Below are 18,514 nucleotides of genomic sequence, written 5' to 3' on the forward strand. Positions count from 1 at the left end.
GCTGGAGGAGTACCGGCTGGCGCACTTCCCCGAGCTGGGGACGGCACGCCCCTACACCCAACCCCGGCAGGGGGCGAAGCGCACCACTCGCGAGCAGGCGGCGCGCCTCCGCACCGGAGCGCCGAGCCACAAGGAGCAGATGGCGGCGACGCTTGCCGGGATACTGCGGGACGCCCGCAACCGCGAGGCGTTTACCGCCGCGTTGGCTACCGAGGGGCTGACGCTCTACCAGCGGGGGCGCTCGGTCGGCGTGCGGACGGCAGGTGGCAGGCGCTACCGGTTCGCCACGCTCGGACTCGCCGAGGCGTACACCGAAGCCGCCGCCCGGTTCGAGCTGGCGGAGAGTCGGGTGGCGTCGCTCCGCCGGGGGCGGGTGCGGAGTGAACGGGAGAGGGGGTGGGAGCGGTGAATCGCAGTGGCTAATAGGCATGTCCTATTTTGGCGCTGGGGTGGACGCTCGCGTATTTGGATTGTCTGTGTGTAATCGACCCGATGCGGACTTACATTACAGTCCTTGGCAGAGCTTTGGCTCGGCTCTCCCGCGAAGTCGGTCTGCTGACTATTGAAAAAATACTAAGGCAAGTAATGCTCTTGCTGTTCGTTTGGGGCGATTGTCAGGAGTCGATTTGCTTAATCGCATCCTGTAAAATCCCGAAAATATCCCGCAACCTCGCATGATTTTTTTCATCTGCTTGACTAAAGAATAACCTATTTGGCTTGTGGTCATCCAGCCATATAAAAAGATCTATTTTTTCTTTTCGTCTCGAATTCGACCGTGCGAGAACTGGCTGTAGATCGGGTGGGCATCTCCATCTTCGGTGTAGTAATTGCCTGTTAGGACGCCAAGCAAGTCGTTGAACCCGCACATTTCATCGTGATTCACCAAGGCAAGCACATTGGGGTTCTTGCGCTCTCCATTCACGGCATCAAGCTGCTTGATCGCTTGATGAATGTCGTTTGTGAGGCGGTTGAATATTGGATCGTTCCTTGATCCACCAACCAGTTGATAAGGTTTCGCCTCTTCTAGTTCTTTGTCGAGCCAACTATCTTCTGGGCTTCCTTTTACTTCATAAAAGAACTGGAATTCGCCATTGAAGAAGACTTGAAAGTCAGGAGTTTTTCCAGTCCATACTTTATCCTTAGAAAAGTGTTCCGGTGTGAGTCCCTTGCTTTCCAAAAAGTCCTTAACTATTTTCTCGTCATCGTTCATATTTATATCCTGTTTCTAGCTTTAATCGGTGCATTTAAATATAATGGTCAAAGCAAACAAAAAAATGCGTCCGGATTGCAGCCTTGTTAGACTTATAGTCGATAATTATCATCTACTTCAAATAATTGCATATCGCCTAGTAAATCATCATCGATTGCTGCTCTTTTTCTAGACTCTTCATCATAGACCGCTAAAGAAACATAAATTAATGCGCTCCTGACCAAGCCCAGCAACTTCAATGTCTGGTCTATGAGTTCTTGATCGCTTATAGGGTACTCCCATTCATGACCGGAAGCATTTCGCCATTGCTTAGTGTCTACGAGAATATGATCAAATACTTTCAGATATTTGTGGGCAATGTGATTTCGAATTTCGGAAATGTGCCAGGCATCTGGCTGTAGAGGACTCTCTCTTCCCTTCTCGCCAATAAATTCTTTGCTTATCCAGTACAATCCGCGAAGAGGCCAATTTTCAGATGTTTCAAAGGCGGCTGCAAGTCCATTGGACGATCTCCCATTTTTGAACCAGCATGACTTAAATTTAATGCTTCTGGCTGGTAGTTTTAACTCCCAATATTCATTCACAAGGTAAGCAATCTTGTCGAAAATTGCGTGCGCGCCCATGAATGCCATTTTAGCCTTTTCTATCCATAGCCTATATTCTCGGAAGTCAAGCATGTCATATAGTTTGACTCTTTTGTCCGAAAAATGAACCCCTTTTCGGGATTCAGTAATTGCATCAAACAGCATATAACGGGCACTGACATATTCTTGCTTCAATTGATTGTAAATGCCGTAGCCTTCTGGAGGTGCTCCCCTGCGGCTATTCTCAATCTTTATGATCGTTGATGGAAAGGTGAAAACATCATTGGCTGCAATATCTTCTTTCCACAAGTCATTTAGAGGATTAAGAAATAACCTGTGATCGAGACACCAAGTGCGGTACGCTTTTTCTCGCTTCGATTTTCCTCTTGATTCTTTTTTTCTGTGAAACTGAAAGCTCTCCCAGTCATGTAGTTCTAGCAGGTGCTCCAGCCATTGCTGCATTCCTAAAGAGGCATGTTCCTCCACGCCAAGCTCTAGTGCTAATTTAATGCTGTGATAACTTTCGTTTAGAAAGATTTCTTGATGACCTGGGTCATAAAGGCATTTTGCATACCAAAGAAATGCGAAACCTCTATTTCCAACAGACATAGCATAGTCTGGAAATTCCTTAAGTACCTCATCCCATAACTCAATGGCTTCGGAAAACCTGCCTACATGATTGAGTGCGTTGGCGAGGTTTGTGGATACTCTGTAACGCAAATCAGTGCGATCTGATGTTATGGGAATGTCTAGTAGGATATTTCGCGATAATCGAAGATGATAAATCTCGTTTTCTAAATCCGGATCGTCCCAATCCCAAGATTGATGTCTATCTTGTATTTGGCGAAGAGCTGAATAGCAATTGGCTTTGAAGAATTCAATTTTTGCTTGCTTGAATATGGTCAGGTTGTGCCGTGATGCATCTTCAAGCGATCCCAAATGTTTTCGAATTGCATATCCATCGCTTGCATCCATTGCGTCATCTATTAATTTGGCCAAATCATCGAGCAACGAGTCATCCATAATGATTGCCTTCTTGGTCTAGCGCGTAGCCAACTGGTGAATGGCACGACGCGAGGCGGCATGTAGGGCGTCTGGAATGATCGCGGTATTAGGTTCAATATGTTGGCATAAAGACCACATATGTTCCTCCGGCGATAAACTCAATGAAGAACTGAATTTGAGGATTCTTTCTTAGAGCTGATGCGATGAACAGAGCAAGACCGAAGATGGCGGCGAGCAAAGCAATAAAACCCTCGGCTGTGGAAACTGCGCCCACGAAAAGAGAGAGCGGTTGCGACACTGAATTTGGTAAGACGTTCGAGATCCAATTCGCTGCATAGAGCAACGGAAAACTAAGCAAGAGCATTGTGCTAACACGCAATGAAAATCTTTGCCTGAACGACCAGTTCCTTGAACTCATGGTAGGAAACCTAGTGGTTAATTCCTCTGCTAAGCAGCATATAATGCTTCTTTCAGTAGTGGGCGCGGCTGGTGTGGTGGACGTAGGCAATCTGTATCTCCTCGCCGACTATCCGGTAGATCACGAAGTACGGCGTCTTCGGGATGAGAACCCGGCGGTGGTGACCCTTGCCAGCTACCGCCGTCCCCAAGTGTGGCAGGGCACGGAGGTTTCTTACAACCGCGAAAATCTGCTCGACGACCTGCGCCGCCGCGCTCGGGTTGTGGGCGCGGATGTAGGCGCTCAGCGTGCGGATGTCGTCCTTGGCGTTTTCCGACCACGTAATCCTCATCTCGCGCGGGGTTCAGGAAGCTCCGCGTCAGTCCCCCAGCTCTTTGCCCATGCCTCCATCGCGTCGTGGGGAATACCGCGCCCCGCGTCAATCTGCGCGAAGCCTTCCTCCACGCGGGCAAGTTCCTCCGGCGTCAGCTCGAAATCCACTTCGTCGGTGACCAACGCTGCCAGCTCCTCCTCGTCCACCGTCTCCAGCCACGCCACCACCTCCGGGTGGCGAAACTCGCGTTTGACCCGCAGGACGGGTACCTTTTGCGTTCGGGATGGGACAGCGTGAAGGGTAGAGGGAGTCATGGAGGCAGTTTACACCCACGGCACACCGCCACCGGGCGGAAAGCTGGCGCGAACCACCAGACCGCGTAGGCAGGCGGGGGCGGCTGGGCTACAGTCCGCTCCCCTAACCCCCTCGCAGTGTGTGGCGCCTCGTGTTCGGTAGGCTGTACATCCTCGTCGTGCGCGTCCGCGATCTGTTCGGGTTGGTCGTGAGCCAGCTTGTGACGGTGTTTGGGATGGTGGAATTCCGCTCGGTGGACGAGGTGGTGAACCGCCGCAATCCCGCCCGCTTCATGCGCTGGAGCGCGCGGAAACGGCTGCTCAACCAGTTCAACGGCGGCTTCCTGCTGGACGGCAAGGTGGGGCGGCTGTCGCGTGGCGTCTCCTACCGGTCGCTCATCACCACCGGCGGCATGGGGACGGGCAAGTCGGCAAATCTCATTCTGCCGAACCTGTTGAGCGCCGATGACTGCTCGCTGGTCATCAACGACACCTCCGGCGAGCTGTACGAACAGACCTCAGGCTACCTCGCTGCGAAGGGGTACGACATCCGGGTTCTCAACCTGATTGACTCCACCCGCGGCCACGGATACAACCCGTTGGCGAACGTCGCGAGCTATTCCGACGCCGAGCGCATCGCTCACATCCTCACCAAGTCTGCCGGGGGCGGCGGGCACTCCAGCGAGCCGATTTGGGACGACGGGGCGAAGCGGTTGGTGCGGATTCTGGTGCGGGCGTTGAAGAACAGCCCGAAGGCCGATACCGCCAACCTCGCCGACGTGAAGTTCTGGCTCGACCACTTCGACGTGCACAAGCAGGCGTCGTTACAGAGATTCACCGGCAGGCCGCCGTTTTTTAGGACTCCGCACTCTCCAACTGCTCCAGCAGCTCGGCCGCCTCTTCGTCGGAGAGCGACTCCAGCCGGTCGAGTTCGCTGCTCAGCGCGTCCAGGTCCTCGTCGGCCAGTTGCGCGTCGACGATCGTCTGGCTCAGTCCGCGCACCGTCGGCGTGGTGAACAGCGCGGTGAGGTCGAGTGCCACCCCGCAGGCCTGATTGAGTTCCGACATCAGCTGGGCGCCCAGCAGCGAGTTGCCGCCGAGGGCGAAGAAGTCGTCGTCGAGCCCCACCTTGGCGATCCCGAGGAAGCGTTGCCACACCTCCATCACCTGCTGCTGATGGGCATTTTCCGGCGGCCGGTAGGCGGTCGCCAGCTCCGGTCGGTCGTGTTGACCGGTCTGCATGCCGCTGGCGCCCGATTCGGCAGGCTTGGCCTGGTTGGGCTTGCGCAGTTGGGGCGGGGAGGTCGCGACCAGCAGGTTGCCCGGCTCTTCCAGGCCGAACAGCAGTTCCAGCGCGAGCCGTCCCCGCTGCGGCGTGATGGTGTCGGGAGTCGACTCCGACCACTGATCCCAGAAGATGACGTGCCACGGCGTCGGGCCGGCGTGGTTTTCCGCCTGGGCGAAGGCCTGCAGATACAGCCCCTGCACCGCAGCAGGCAACTGTCCCGCGGCACCGATCTGCGCGGCGAGGGAGGACATCACCATGCAGAAGTCCGGGCGCAGCAGTGCGCAGGCACGGCTGATCGACTGCAGCCGCACGCGCTGGCGCTGCCAATAGCCTTCGAGCTCCGCGCGCTCCAGGGTCTGGATCAGGCCGAACGGCTTCTCCCCGTGGAAGTCGCTGGCGTCGACGATGCCCAGCGGCGTGCCGCCCTCGCCGAAGTGCTCCACGAGCAGGCGGTCGAATGCCTCGGCGGAGTCGGCGCGAACCGCCGCCAGGGTGATCTCGATGCCGCTGCGCCGCCACGCCTCGGTGGCGGCAATCTGCTCCTGGACGGCGTCCAGGGTGTCGCCCTCGTGGGTGAGCAGCAGCCGGGTCGCCCCGGCCTGGATCAGCGCCTCGGCGACCGCCAGCCCGATGTCGCTCAAGCCCCCCAGCAGCAGGTAGGCGCCGTCCCGCGAGACCACTCCCGGGCCGGCCCGTTGGGCCACGGGCTGTGGCGAGAAGCGGAGCACCCAGCGCGCCCCGCTGCGCAGCACCACCGCGATCGGCAGCGCTTCGTGCAACGTCTCGTGGGCCAGCCGGCGCACCAGCCGCTGCCGCTGCCGCTCGTCGCCGCTGGGCAGCAGATCCACCGCGAGACACTCGATCTCGGCGTATTCGTAGGGCAGCGTGCGCAGGATGCCGAGCAGCGCCGCCCGCGGCGGTTCGATCTCGGCGTCGCCGAGGCTGAGTATCCGGTCCCCGGCGACCACCACCCGGATCTTGCGTCCGCCGCTGCGTTGACGCAGCAGGTTCTGCGTCAGGTCGATGAGCGGCTGCACGGCATCGGCGGTCGAGCCCTCGGCCATCGCGGGGGCGGGCAGATAGAGCAGGACGTCGGGCACCTCCCCGTCGGCGAGCTCCTCGACCACCTGGTGCCCCATTTGCGCGTAACAGGCGGTGAGCTCCCGGCGCCAGGCGTCGTCCACGCTCCCGGTGATCAGGACGCGCTTCGCCCCCTCTTCAACGGCCCCGCCGTCGGCCTGCAGACACCAGTCGCTGGCGTAGAACCAGTGCGTCGGGTGGTCGTCGTCCACGCCGGCGGTCCGCTCCCCGCGCCCGCTTCCGGGCTCGATCCAGTAACGGGCGTGCTCGAACGGGTAGAGCGGCAGGGGGACCCGGCGGCGCTCGCGCTCGCCGTGGAACGCCGCCCAGTCGATCTTCGCGCCGTGCGCCCAAAGATCGCCGAGGCCGCCCAACAGGAAGGCGTCGGCCGCCACCCGGCTCTGCGCCGGGGGCAGGGTGGGGATGTTGGCGCTCGCCGGCGCCGCGCGCTGGATCATGCCGGCCATCCCGGTGAGGGTGCGTCCCGGCCCCACCTCCAGCCAGATGCCGTTGCCGTGCAGCTGCTCCAGGGTCTTGAGGCTCTGGTGGAAGCGCACCGGCTTGCGCAGGTGGTCGCACCAGTAGGCGCTTTGCGCCAGCTCGCCGGGGGCGGCCACCGCCCCGGTCACGTTGGAGAGGATCGGGATCGACGGCTCGCGCCACTCCACCCCCTCCAGCCGCCGGACGAACGCCTCGATCATCGGCTCCATCATCTGCGAGTGGAAGGCGTGGGAGGTCTCCAGCTCGCGCACCACGGTGCCGCGCTCGCCGAGGTGGCTGCGCAGCCGCTCGATCTCCTGCTCGGGTCCGGACACCACGCACTGGTTGGCGGCGTTGACCGCCGCCAGGTCGAGCGGGCTCTCCAGCGCCGTCAGCACCTCCCGCAACTCCTCCTCGGTCATCGCCACCGCGAGCATGGCGCCCCGCGGCATCGACTGCATCAGGCGGCCGCGCTCGGCCACCAGCGCCAGCGCCTCCTCCAGGCTGAACAGCCCCGCCACGCAGGCGGCGACGTACTCACCGAGGCTGTGACCGAGCACCGCCGCGGGTCGCACCCCCCACGCCATCAGCAGCTGGGCGAGGGCGTACTCGACGGCGAAGAGCGCGGGCTGGGCGATCTCGGTCTCGCGCAGGCGCTCGTTCGACGCCTCCTCGGCGTAGAGGAGCTCCCGCAGGTCGTGGCCGAGGAGCGGCTGCAGGATCTCCGCGCAGCGATCCAGCCACTCCCGGAAGAGCGGCTGCGATTGGTACAGCGCCCGCCCCATGCCGACGTGCTGCGAACCCTGACCGCTGAACAGGAAGGCGACCGGTGGCTCCTCCAGGCTGCACTGGCGGGGCGCGATCGCCGCCAAGCGGTCGGCGAGCTCGCCCTTGTCGGAGCAGACCAGCGCCGTGCGCACTCCCTGGCGCTTGCGCCCCACCTGCAGGGTGTGGGCGATGTCGGCGAGGCCGTATGGTGTGTCGGCGACGAAGCCGGCGAGCTCTTCCGCGAGCACGTTCAACGCGCTCTCGCTACGCGCCGAGAGCACGATCAACTGCGGCTCGTCGGTTTCGACGGGGGCCGGGGCCTCGGGGGCCTCCTCGAGGATGGCGTGGGCGTTGGTGCCGCCGACGCCGAAGGAGCTCACCGCGGCGATCCGCGGCTGACCGGGCCGCCGCGGCCAGGCGCGCGCCTGCGGCACCACGAAGAAGGGGGTGTTCTCCAGGTCGAGGCGCGGGTTGGGCGCGGTGAAGTGCAGATTGGGGGGCATCACCTCGTGCTGCAGGCCGAGGACCACCTTGATCAGCCCGGCGAGGCCGGCGGCCTTGTCGACGTGGCCGATGTTGGACTTCACCGAGCCCAAGCCGCAGAACTGGCGGCCGTCGCTGGTGTGGCGGAAGGCCTGGGTGAGACCCGCGACCTCGATCGGGTCCCCCAGGGGAGTGGCGGTACCGTGGGCCTCGACGTAGGAGATCTGGTCGGCGCCGACCCCCGCCAGGGCCTGGGCCTCGAGGATCACGTCGGCCTGCCCGTCGATGCTCGGCGCGGAGTAGCCGACCTTGTCGGAGCCGTCGTTGTTGATGGCGCTGCCGCGGATGACCCCGTGGATGGTGTCGCCGTCGGCCAGCGCGTCCTCGAGCCGCTTGAGCACCACCGCCGCCGCCCCGTTGCCGTCGACCAGACCGCTGGGCGCGGCGTCGAAGGGGCGGCAGTGGCCGTCGGGGGAGTAGGCGGAGCCGGGCTGATGGACCTCGCCGGTCTCCTGCGGCAGGTGGATGGTGATGCCGCCCACCAGGGTGAGATCCGACTGGAAGCTGAGCAGCTGCTGGCAGGCCATGTGCACCCCGACCAGCGACGACGAGCAGGCGGTTCCGATGTCGATCGCCGGGCCCTTGGCGTTGAGCGCATAGGCGATGCGGGTGGGCACGAAGTCCTTGTCGTTGTAGATCGAGAGCTGGAAGCCGCCGACCTGCTCGACCAGGCCGGGATTGGTGAACAGGTTGAAGGGCAGGTAGGTGTTCATGCCTGCGCTGGTGAAGGTCGCGCAGCTCCCCTCCCACTGCTCCGGGTCGTAGCCGGCGTGCTCCATGGCGTGCCAGGCCACCTCCATCATCACCCGGTGCTGCGGGTCGATCAGCGACGCCTCGCGGGGGGAGATGCCGAAAAAGCCGGCGTCGAACTGATCGACGTCGTCGAGGTAGCCGCGCGAGGCGATGAAGCCGGGCTCCCGCACCTGGCGCGGGTCGCAGCCGGCCGCGATCAGCTCCTCTGCGGTGAAGAATTTGATCGCCTCCCGGCCCTCTTTCAGCAGCGACCAGAAGGCCTCCAGGTCGCGGGCGCCGGGCAGGCGCACCGCCATGCCGACGATGGCGATGGCATCCGCGTGGGTGTTCGATTCCTGTGCTTCGGACATGGGGGTGTTTCCTCAACTCTCGGCGGTTTGGGGTACGGACGTCACCGCTCGCCCGTCGGATTGAACCGCAGATTGACGCAGATTTTCGCAGATGAGTGCGCGGCCCAATCTGCGGAAATCTGCGTCAATCTGCGGTTGAGTCTCTGTGATGGAGTGAGCCGTTGCGCGCGGACAACTCGATGGGTCCGCGCCCCTCAGAGCGCGCGTCGGCGGCGCGCCGCCAACTGGCGCTGGGCGCGGCTGTGGGTCGCCTGGGCGCGGCCGCTCTTCGCCTTCCGCTCGCCCGCGGCGAAGCGCGCCAGATCGGCGATCGTGGGGTGGCGGAACAGTTCGATGACCTCGCAGCCCGCGGGCAGCAGCGGGGCCAGGCGGGTGTGGACTTCGAGGATGCCCAGGGAGGTGCCGCCGAGATCGAAGAAGTTGTCCCGGGTGCCGAAGTCGTCGCGCGCCAGCACCGACGACCAGACCTCGGCGATGCGGCGCTCGAGCTCCGTGGCGGGAACCGGATTGTCGCCGGCCCGCTCCGGCGCCGAGGCGCCGATCTCGCGGACGGCGAGTTCGTCGCGATCGATCTTGCCGTGGGTGGTCAGCGGCAACTGCTCCACGCCGACGACCCGCGCCGGCACCATGTAGGGCGGCAGGCGCTCCTTCAGCCAGCCCTTCAGCGTCGCCTCGTCGACCGCCTCGCCCGCCCCCGTGGCGGTCACGAAGGCGACCAGCGCGTCCTGCTCCGTGCCGCTCTCGCGCTTGACCACGGCGACCTGTGCGACCGCCGGGTGGTCGAGGATCGTCGACTCGATCTCCCCCGGCTCGACCCGGAAGCCGTGGACCTTGAGCTGGGCGTCGACCCGCCCGAGGAACTCGAGGTTGCCGTCGGGGCGGGCGCGGACCCGGTCGCCGCTGCGGTAGAGCCGGCTGCCGGGCTGCCCGAAGGCGGCGCCGAAGGGGTTGGGCACGAACGCCCCGGCGGTGGTCGCGGGTCTGCCGAGATAGCCCTGGGCCACGCCGACGCCGCCGATGTAGAGCTCGCCGGGCATGCCGGGGAGGACCGGGTTCAACCACTCGTCGAGGACGAACAGCTGGGTGCCGCGGATCGGCCGGCCGATCGGCACGTCGCCCTCGCCCGGCTCGTCGGTGGCGAAGACGCAGCAGCCGACCACGGTCTCGGTCGGCCCGTACTCGTTGACGCCGACCGCCCTGGTGGCATCGAACCACGGCTCCAGGTAGTCCGCCGGCAGCGCCTCGCCGCCCAGCACCAGGAACTTCGCCAGGGCGGGGTTGGGCTTCTCCTGCGCCGCGCGGAAGCGGTTGAGCGCCTCGAGGTGGGCGGGAGTGATCTTGAGGAAGCTGTACTGCTCGGTGCTGGCGGCGAGGCGCTCCAGCACCTGCAGGTCCACGTCCGCGGGGATCAACACCGTGGCGCCGCCGGCCACCAGCGGCGCGTAGAGGCTGGTGACCGCGGCGTCGAAGCCGGTGGAGCAGAGGATCGGCGCGCCGTCGCCGAAGTCGGCGGCGTAGGTCTGCGCCGCCCAGCCGACGTAGTTGGCGAGCCCCTGGTGGGTCACCTCGACCCCCTTCGGGTTGCCGGTGGAGCCCGAGGTGTAGATGACGTAGGCGCACTGGCCGGGGAGCGGGGTCTCCGGCAGGTTCTCCTCGCCGGCCCCGCTGTCCAGCTCCATCTCGTCGAGTCGGCAGAGGTGGGTGGCGGCGAGCTGGAGCCGCGCGCACAGCGGCGCATGGCTGAGCACCACGTCGATCGCCGCGTCCCGGCACAGGTAGTCGAGGCGCGCGGGCGGGTAGGCGGGGTCCAGCGGGAGATAGGCGCTGCCCGCCTTGAGGCAGGCGAGCATGGCGACCAGCAGGTCGGGGGAGTCCTCGAGACAGATCGCCGTGCGCTTCGCCGGGCCGGCCCCCAGCGAGCGGAGGTGGCGGGCCAGGCGGTTGGCGCGGCGGTTGAGGGTGGCGTAGCTGAGGTCGGCCTCGGGCTGCCGCAGGTTGCGCACCGCCGGGGCGTCCGGGGTCGCGGCGGCCCAGCGCTCGAAGTGGCGATGGATCGGCGTGTAGTCGGGCGCCGCCTCGCTGTCGTTCCAGTCGACGACCACCTCGGTGAAGTCGGCCTCGCTGAGCAGCGGCAGCCGTTCGAGGGGTTGCTCCCGGGCGTCGCGGAACCAGCCCAGGCTGGCGGCGAAGCTGCGCAGCAGCCGCTCGATGCTCGCCGCGGCGAACAGGTCAGTGTTGTAGTCCGCCACCAGCTCCATGGTCTCGCCGATGTGGTTCACGGTGAAGGTCAGGTCGACCCGCGCGTGGGTGATCGGCGGCAGCCAGGGGTGGACCTCGCCGGCGGTGGGGCGGTGCGCGTCGGTCAGGCGCTCGTAGTTGAAGATGGCGTTGACCAGGGGCGGCTTCGCCGCGTCGCGCGGGATCTCGAGGTCGTCGAACAGCCAGGCGAAGGGGTAGCTCTGGTGCTGGTAGGCGTCGAGCAGGGCCTGCCGGGTGTTCTCCAGATGGGCGTCGATGCGGGTGCCGGGGGCGACCCGGCTGCGCACCGGCAGCAGGTGGACGCCATAGCCCACCATCGACCGGTTGCCCAGCTCGTTGCGCCCCGACGAGGCGGCGCCGACCACCAGATCGGCGCAGCCGCTCCAGCGGTGGAGCAGGGCGCTGAAGGCGGCGTGCAGCACCATGTAGTGGGTGCAGCCGGCGCCCTTGGCGGTCTCCTCGAGCTGACGGATCAGCGTCGGCGGCACCTCGAGGCGGAGCCGCTCGCCGCTCCAGGTGCGCACCTCCGGGCGTGGGAAGTCGCACGGCAGCTCGAGGGGCGGGGGGAGGGGGGTGAGCGCCTGCCGCCAGTAGGCCGCGTGCCCGACCATCGCGCGCTCGCCGCGCTGGGCGTCCTGCCAGGCGACGTAGTCGCGGAACTGCAGCGGCTCGGGCAGGCCGGCGGCCTCCCGGCCGGCGAGCGCCGCCTCGTAGAGCGCGCCCATCTCGCGGAAGAGGATCCCCATGGCGGGGCCGTCGGTGACGATGTGGTGGGAGAGCAGCGCCACCAGCGAGCGCCCGGCCTCCAGCGTCAACAGCACCGGCCTGAACAGCGGGCCGGCGGAGAAGTCGGCGGGGGTGGCCACGGCGCCGCGCAGCCACTCGCGGGCGGCCTCCTCGGGCGAGTCCTCGCCGCTCAGGTCGATCCGCTCCAGCGAGGCGAGCGCCCGCGGGTGGATGCGCAGCCGCCGGCCGTCGTCGGAGAAGGTCGTGCGCAGGCTCTCGTGGCGCTGCACCAGCTGGTCGCAGGCGCGGCTCAGCGCGTCGCCGTCGAGCGGGCCGCGCCACTCGATCACCGCGGGGTCGTTGTAGGCGGCGTTGCCGCCGCGGTCGAGGCGCGAGAGCAGCCACAGCTGGCGCTGCGCCGCGGAGACCGGAAAGGTCGGCTCCGCCTCGCCGTCGATGCTGGCGGCGTTGGGGGCGGGGGCGACCCGCGCGCGCAGGGCGTCGATCAGCGGCAGCCCCGCCATCACCTTGTCGGCCGCCACCCCGAAGTCGAGGAAGCAGGCGATCTCGGTCACCCCCATGTCGAGCAGGCGCCGGACCATCGGCGCGCAGCTCTCCGGGGAGCCGATCAGCGCGCGCTCGCGCGAATAGCGTTCGTAGGCCTTGCCGATGACGTAGGCCTTGTCCGCCTCGCTCGCCTTGTCGGCGTGGCGCAGGTGCTCGGGCAGCACGTCCGACATCTTCTGGAACAGCGACATGCTCGACGACAGGTAGTGGCTCATGGGCGCCCGCGCCTCCTCCACCGCCGCCGCCGCGTCCTCCTCCAGGTAGGTGTGGAGGAGGACCACGATGCTCATCCCCTCGGGGTCGTGGCCGTGGGCGAGCCAGCTCTCGCGGTAGATCTCCAGGTTGGCGTCCAGCTCGTCGAGGGACTGGCCGAGCAGGTTGGTGAGCACGCCGAGGCCCAGTTCGCCCGCCTTGCGATAGGTGTCCGGATTGGCCACCACCGTCAGCCAGCAGGGGATGCTCGCCTGTTTCGGCTGGGGGAAGATCGCCAGCTCCACCGACTTGCCGTTGCCGCCCTCGAAGGCGACGGTGTCGCCCGCCCACAGCCGGCGCATGGTGTCGATGTGCTGAAAGGTGATCTCGCGGTTGTGCTCGAAGTTCTGCGGCGCCAGCGCGAAGTCGTTGGGGTGCCAGCCGGCGGCGACGCCGAGGCCGACGCGGCCGTCGGAGAGGTTGTCGACCAGCGCCCACTCCTCCGCCACCCGTAGCGGGTGGTGCAGCGGGAGCACCACGCTGCCGGCGCGCAGCGCGATGTTGGTGGTCTCGCGGGCCAGTGCGGCGGCGAGCACCGAGGGGTTGGGGGAGAAGCCGCCGAAGGCGTTGAAGTGGCGCTCGGGGAGCCACACCGACGCGTAGCCGTGGGTGTCCCCGTAGCGGCAGGCGTTCATCAGCAGGTCGTACTTGTTCTTCGAGTAGTCGGCGTCGTAGATGCCGAAGAAGTAGAGGCTGAAGGCGGCACGGTCCCGCGCCTTGCCGCCCGCCCGCGGCCGGCCGATGGCCGGCGCGGTGGTCCCGCCGCTGGCCAGCGCCGCCGTCGGCCTGGGCGGCAGGAAGCCGCCCTCGCGCATCTCCGCCACCGTCTCCCTGATCTTGGCGAAGACCAGCTCGAGGTCCTCGTCGGTGTGGGCGGTCGACAGGAAGCAGGCGCGCCACTCCCAGATGTACACCCCCTTCTCCAGCAGGTGGTAGTAGAAGACCTCCATGTTGCCGGGGAAGCGGAAGGTGAACACGGTGCCGAAGTGGACCACGCGCAGTTCCAGATCCTCGGACTCGAACCAGCGGTTGAGGGTGTCGGCGAAGCGCGCCATGCGCGCGTTGAGGTTCTGCTGGAGCTCCGGCCCCTGCCGCTTGAGCTCGCGCAGCGTCGCCAGGCAGCCGGCCATGGCCACCGGGTGTTGGCAGAAGGTGCCGCCGAAGTAGGTGCGCTGGGCGGCCGGGTAGGAGTTGTCGCCGTACTGCCACATGCCACCGTCGATGCCGTCGAGGAAGCGCGGATCGCCGGCCACCGCGCCGATCGCCATGCCGCCGCCGACGATCTTGCCGTAGGTCGCCAGATCCGCCTGGATCCCCCACAGCCCCTGGACGCCGGCGGGGTGGACGCGGAAGCCGGTGATCATCTCGTCGAAGATCAGCGCCACGTCGAGTTCGCGGGTCAGCGCGCGCAACTGGCGCAGGAACTCGACCGGCTGCACGTCGAGGCTGCGGCTCTGCACCGGCTCCACCAGCACCGCGGCGATCTCGTGGGCGTGGCGCCGGATGGTCTCCAGGCTCTCCGGGTTGTCGTACTCGAGGACGATGCAGTCGCGGGCGACGTTGGCCGGGATGCCGGGGCCCACCGGCTCGGAGTGCCACTCGCCGTCGGGGTGGCGCACCCGCTTGGCCAGCGTGCCGTCGGAGTGGCCGTTGTAGGCGCCCTCGAAGATGACGATCTTGTCACGTCCCATGGCCGCCCGCGCGAGGCGCAGCGCGGTCATCACCGCCTCGGTGCCGGAGTTGGTGAAGACCACCCGTTGGTGGCCGGTCAGCTCGGTGAACAGCTGGGAGATCTCCAGCATGCGCTCACTGCGCGGCCCCAGCTGGAAGCCGTGTTGCAGCTCGGCCTCGAGCACCCCCTCCAGGTGCGGCGGCTTGCTGCCGAAGAGCAGCACGCCGAAGCCCATGGTGAGGTCGACGTAGTCGTTGCCGTCGACGTCGCGAATGTGCGAGCCGGTCGATTCGACGCCGGTGATCGGGTAGAGGATCTCCTTGGTGGAGAAACGGAAGCCGACGCTGGCACGGCTGTCGGCGAGATAGGGGCGGGCGGCCTGGGCGAGCCGCTTGGATTCGGGGGTCTTGCGCTGGTAGCGCTCGATCAGCGCCTCCAGGTGCGCCTGCTGGCGTGGGTTGTTGCTGGAGGCGGTGTTGAGCGGCTGGTTGAGGGCACGCAGCGGCGACGAGCGGTCCTCCGCTTTGCTGTTCGCCGCGGCCGGCCGGGCCGGCTGCGCCGCGGCGGCGGGTGCCGGGGCGGGGGCGGGGGCGGCTACCGCGGCGGGCGCGGCGGCGGGCGCGGCGATGGTGGAGGGCGCGGCGGCGGCCGAACCGTTGAGCAGTTCGAGATGACGCGCCATCAGCTGGGTCTGGGCGGCGATCAGTTGCGCCAGATCGCCCGCGCCGAGGTTCAGCGGCGCCGTCGGTCCCGCCTGGACGACGGCGCCGGGGAGCGCCACCTCGGCGCTCGGCGCTGGGGCCGGCTCCCGGCCGGGCGGCGCGGGTGGCGCCACCACCGGTGCGGGCGTTGGCGCCGGGGTTGGCGCCGGGGTCGCTACCGGGGTTGCTACGGGCGCCGCTACCGCCACCGGCCGGCTGTGCAGCGCGAGGTGGTCGGCGATCGCCTCCAGGGTGGTGATCTCCTCGAACAGCTGGCGAATCTCGACCTTGACGCCAAATTCGTTTTCGATCGCGTTGACGCCCGAGACGAGGACCAACGAGTCGGCGCCCAGCTCGATGAGCTGCGCCTGGGTGTCGATCGATGCGGCGGGCAGGCGCAGCAGCCCCGAGAAGAGCTCGAGCAGCTTCGGCATGAGGGTGGCACGGTCGGGACGCACGGGTTCATTGGCGGTCATTGGGTTGTTCGCATTGGCTGGTGATTGATTGCGCTCGGTCGAGGAGTCGATCCAGTAGCGCGCGCGGTCGAACGGGTAGAGGGGGAGCGGGTGGCGGCGGGCGGCGCGGTAGCCTGGCAGCCCTCGCCACTCCACGGGGAGGCCGAGGGTCCAGGCGTGGGCGGCGGCGCGTTCGAACGCCTGGTCGCCGTCGCCCGCCAGGGTGGCGACGGTGGTCGCCGCCGCGTCGATCTGCCGGATCAGGCCGGCCAGGGTGTTGCCCGGTCCGATCTCGATGACCTGGCGGTAGCCGGCGTCGAGCATCGCGCGGGCGGCCGCGGCGAAGGCCACGCCCTCCCGGCAGTGGCGGCCCCAGTAGCGGGCGTCCAGGGTCTCGTCGCCGGCGAGGCGACGCCCCTCCAGCGCCGAGAAGTAGGGGAGGTCGGCGGCCGTCGCCGGGAGCGCGGCGAGGCTCGCCGCGAACGGCTCCAGCATCGGCTCCATCAGCGTCGAGTGGAAGGCGTGGGTCACCGCCAGCGGCACCGTGCGGACGTCGGCCGCGGCGAAGGCGGCGCGCAGGGTCTCGAGCTCGTCGGGCAGCCCGGCGAGGACGCAGTTGCCCGGCGTGTTCTCCACCGCCACCGAGACCGACGCCGCTGGGTGGTCGCGCAGCACTTGATCGACCGCCTCGCGTGCGGCCAGTACCGCCAGCATGCCGCCGGGCCGGTCGAGTTTTTCCATCAGGGTGGCCCGGGAAACCACCGCCTCCATGGCGTCCGCCAGGCTCAGCCCCCCGGCGGCGACGGCGGCGGCGAACTCGCCGATGCTGTGGCCGAGGACCGCCGACGGCCGGATGCCGACCGACTCCCACAGCCGGACCTGCGCGTACTGCAACGCGAACAGCGCCGGCTGGGCCCAGGCGGCGCGGTGCGGCATGGCGTCGTTGTCCGGCTGCAACAGTTCGAGCAGTGGCGCGCCGACGCGGTCGCCGAGCAGCGCGGCACACTCCTCCAGCGCCTCCCGGAACACCGCGAAGCGGTGGTAGAGCGCCATGCCCATGCCCGGGAAGACATCCCCCTGGCCGCTGAAGACGAAGGCGACCGGTCCTCCGTCGGTGGCCCGGCGCGGGCCGTACAGCGCGAGGTCGGCGCCGTCGCCGGCGAGGGCGCCGAGGGCCGCCAGCGTCTGCTCCCGGCTGTCGGCGACGACCGCCGCGCGCAGCGGCAGCGCGTCCCGCCGGCAGGCGGCGGCGACGGCGATGGTGGCCATCTCGTCGTCCGCGGCCTGCGCCAGGGTCTGTGCATAGGCCCGCGCCAGGGCGCGCAGCGACGCCTCGCTCTTCGCCGACAGCGGCAGGATCGGCAGCTCCGGGGCGGCGCCGGCCTCCGCCTCATGGGGCGGCGCCTCCTCCAGGATCAGGTGCGCGTTGCTGCCGCTGGCGCCGAAGCTGCTGACGCCGGCGCGGCGCGGGCGCTCGGCGCGGCGGGGCCACGGGCGGGACTCGGTCAACGGCCGCACGTTGAGCCTCTCCCAGTCGATCTCGCTGCTGGGGTGGTCGACGTGCAGGGTCGCCGGCAGCTGCTGCCGTTCGAGGGACATCAGCACCTTGATCACGCTCATCACCCCGGAGGCGGATTCGAGGTGGCCGATGTTGGACTTGATCGAGCCGACCTGCAGCGGTTCCTCCCGGCCCGCCGCCTGGCCCAGCACGCGGCCGAGGGCGCGCACCTCGATCGGGTCGCCGAGCGGCGTTCCGGTGCCGTGCGCCTCCACGTAGTCGATCTCGGCGGGGGCGACCCGGCAGCGGCGCAGGGTCTCCTCCAGCAGCCGCTGCTGGGCGATGCCGTTGGGCACGGTGAGACCGCTGCTGGCGCCGTCCTGGTTGAGCGTCGAGCCGAGGATCACGCCGACGACGTGGTCGCCGTCGCGCTGCGCGTCGGCCAGCCGCTTCAGCGCCAGCAGGCCGCACCCCTCGCCGCGGGCATAGCCGTTGGCGGAGCGGTCGAAGGTCTTGCAGTGGCCGTCCACCGAGAGCATGCCGGCGGCCGACAGGGTGGTGTAGAGCAGCGGGGTGAGGGTGAGGTTGACGCCCCCGGCGATGGCCAGGCGGCTCTCCCCGCTGCGCAGGCTCTGGCAGGCGAGGTGGATCGCGGTGAGCGAGGAGGAGCAGGCGGTGTCCACCGCCATGCTCGGTCCCTGCAGGCCGAAGAGGTAGGAGATGCGGCCGGCGCAGACGTTCTGTGGCGTGCCGGTGTTGAAGTAGGGATTGACCTCCTGCGCGCGGTCGGGGTCGGCCTGCAGCATGCCGTAGTCGGTGCCGGTGACGCCGATGAAGACGCCGCACTCCTCGCCGCGGAGCCCCGACGGCCGGATGCCGGCGTCCTCGAAGCAGTGCCAGGCGCACTCCAGCAGCAGCCGCTGCTGCGGGTCCATCCCCTCGGCCTCGCGCCGGGAGATGCCGAAGAAGCCGGCGTCGAAGCGCTCGACCTCGTCGACGAAGCCGCCGAGGCGGGTGCAGGAGCGGCCGGCGACCCCCGGCTTCGGGTCGAAGTAGCGGTTCACGTCCCAGCGCTCGGCGGGCACCTCGCGCATCGCCGAGCGCCCCTCGACGAGCAGCCGCCACAGCGCCTCGGCGTTGTCGGCGCCGGGTGCCCGGCAGGCCAGCCCGACCACCGCGATGGGTTGCCCCGCCGACTGCTCCAGGCCCTTGAGCCGCGCGTTCAGCTTGGAGATGGTGGCGAACGCCTTCTGCAGCGGGCTGAGCTGATCTCCTGGTGGGTTGTTGCTATTCATCCTT

General features: G+C 67.0%; 7 protein-coding genes and 1 pseudogene. 2 read left to right on the forward strand and 6 right to left on the reverse strand.

The annotated features are described in order from the left end of the window. On the forward strand, positions 1 to 409 hold a 409-nt coding region (locus ACYQ2W_RS05285), incomplete at its 5' end, for a hypothetical protein (protein ID WP_459863956.1). 336 nt (positions 410 to 745) lie between these two features. Here ACYQ2W_RS05285 and ACYQ2W_RS05290 read toward each other — a convergent pair. The 4 genes from ACYQ2W_RS05290 to ACYQ2W_RS05305 all read right to left on the reverse strand — a co-directional run bounded on the left by ACYQ2W_RS05290 (position 746) and on the right by ACYQ2W_RS05305 (position 3,757). Further along, positions 746 to 1,210: a hypothetical protein gene (locus ACYQ2W_RS05290; RefSeq protein ID WP_459863958.1), complete on the reverse strand. Its 465-nt coding sequence runs from the start codon at positions 1,208 to 1,210 to the stop codon at positions 746 to 748. 92 nt (positions 1,211 to 1,302) lie between these two features. Further along, complete coding sequence (locus ACYQ2W_RS05295) at positions 1,303 to 2,817, reverse strand: LA2681 family HEPN domain-containing protein (RefSeq protein WP_459863960.1); 1,515 nt, start codon at positions 2,815 to 2,817, stop codon at positions 1,303 to 1,305. A gap of 452 nt (positions 2,818 to 3,269) precedes the next feature. Next, on the reverse strand, positions 3,270 to 3,548 hold the full coding sequence (locus ACYQ2W_RS05300; RefSeq protein ID WP_459863962.1) for a type II toxin-antitoxin system RelE/ParE family toxin: 279 nt from the start codon (positions 3,546 to 3,548) through the stop codon (positions 3,270 to 3,272). Then, the gene (locus tag ACYQ2W_RS05305; RefSeq protein ID WP_459863964.1) at positions 3,545 to 3,757 is read right to left on the reverse strand and encodes a hypothetical protein; all 213 of its coding nucleotides are present in this window, start codon (positions 3,755 to 3,757) and stop codon (positions 3,545 to 3,547) included. Before ACYQ2W_RS05305 ends, ACYQ2W_RS05300 begins: the two co-directional genes overlap by 4 nt. A gap of 359 nt (positions 3,758 to 4,116) precedes the next feature. Here ACYQ2W_RS05305 and ACYQ2W_RS05310 point away from each other — a divergent pair. Beyond that, a pseudogene (locus ACYQ2W_RS05310) lies at positions 4,117 to 4,599 on the forward strand (type IV secretory system conjugative DNA transfer family protein); the annotation flags it as partial. A gap of 79 nt (positions 4,600 to 4,678) precedes the next feature. Here ACYQ2W_RS05310 and ACYQ2W_RS05315 read toward each other — a convergent pair. Together ACYQ2W_RS05315 and ACYQ2W_RS05320 are read right to left on the reverse strand one after the other, a co-directional pair. Further along, positions 4,679 to 9,085 (reverse strand): type I polyketide synthase, encoded by a 4,407-nt coding sequence (locus ACYQ2W_RS05315; RefSeq protein WP_459863966.1) that lies wholly within the window; start codon positions 9,083 to 9,085, stop codon positions 4,679 to 4,681. 194 nt (positions 9,086 to 9,279) lie between these two features. Next, positions 9,280 to 18,510 (reverse strand): MupA/Atu3671 family FMN-dependent luciferase-like monooxygenase, encoded by a 9,231-nt coding sequence (locus ACYQ2W_RS05320; protein WP_459863968.1) that lies wholly within the window; start codon positions 18,508 to 18,510, stop codon positions 9,280 to 9,282. Between the last annotated feature and the right edge of the window lie 4 nt (positions 18,511 to 18,514).

This window comes from Endothiovibrio diazotrophicus, assembly GCF_054657215.1.

Bases quoted from the DNA above. Each gene is read 5' to 3' on its own strand.
- ACYQ2W_RS05290 (WP_459863958.1), bottom strand. From the start codon at position 1,210: ATGAACGATGACGAGAAAATAGTTAAGGACTTTTTGGAAAGCAAGGGA.
- ACYQ2W_RS05295 (WP_459863960.1), bottom strand. From the start codon at position 2,817: ATGGATGACTCGTTGCTCGATGATTTGGCCAAATTAATAGATGACGCA.
- ACYQ2W_RS05300 (WP_459863962.1), bottom strand. From the start codon at position 3,548: ATGAGGATTACGTGGTCGGAAAACGCCAAGGACGACATCCGCACGCTG.
- ACYQ2W_RS05315 (WP_459863966.1), bottom strand. From the start codon at position 9,085: ATGTCCGAAGCACAGGAATCGAACACCCACGCGGATGCCATCGCCATC.
- ACYQ2W_RS05320 (WP_459863968.1), bottom strand. From the start codon at position 18,510: ATGAATAGCAACAACCCACCAGGAGATCAGCTCAGCCCGCTGCAGAAG.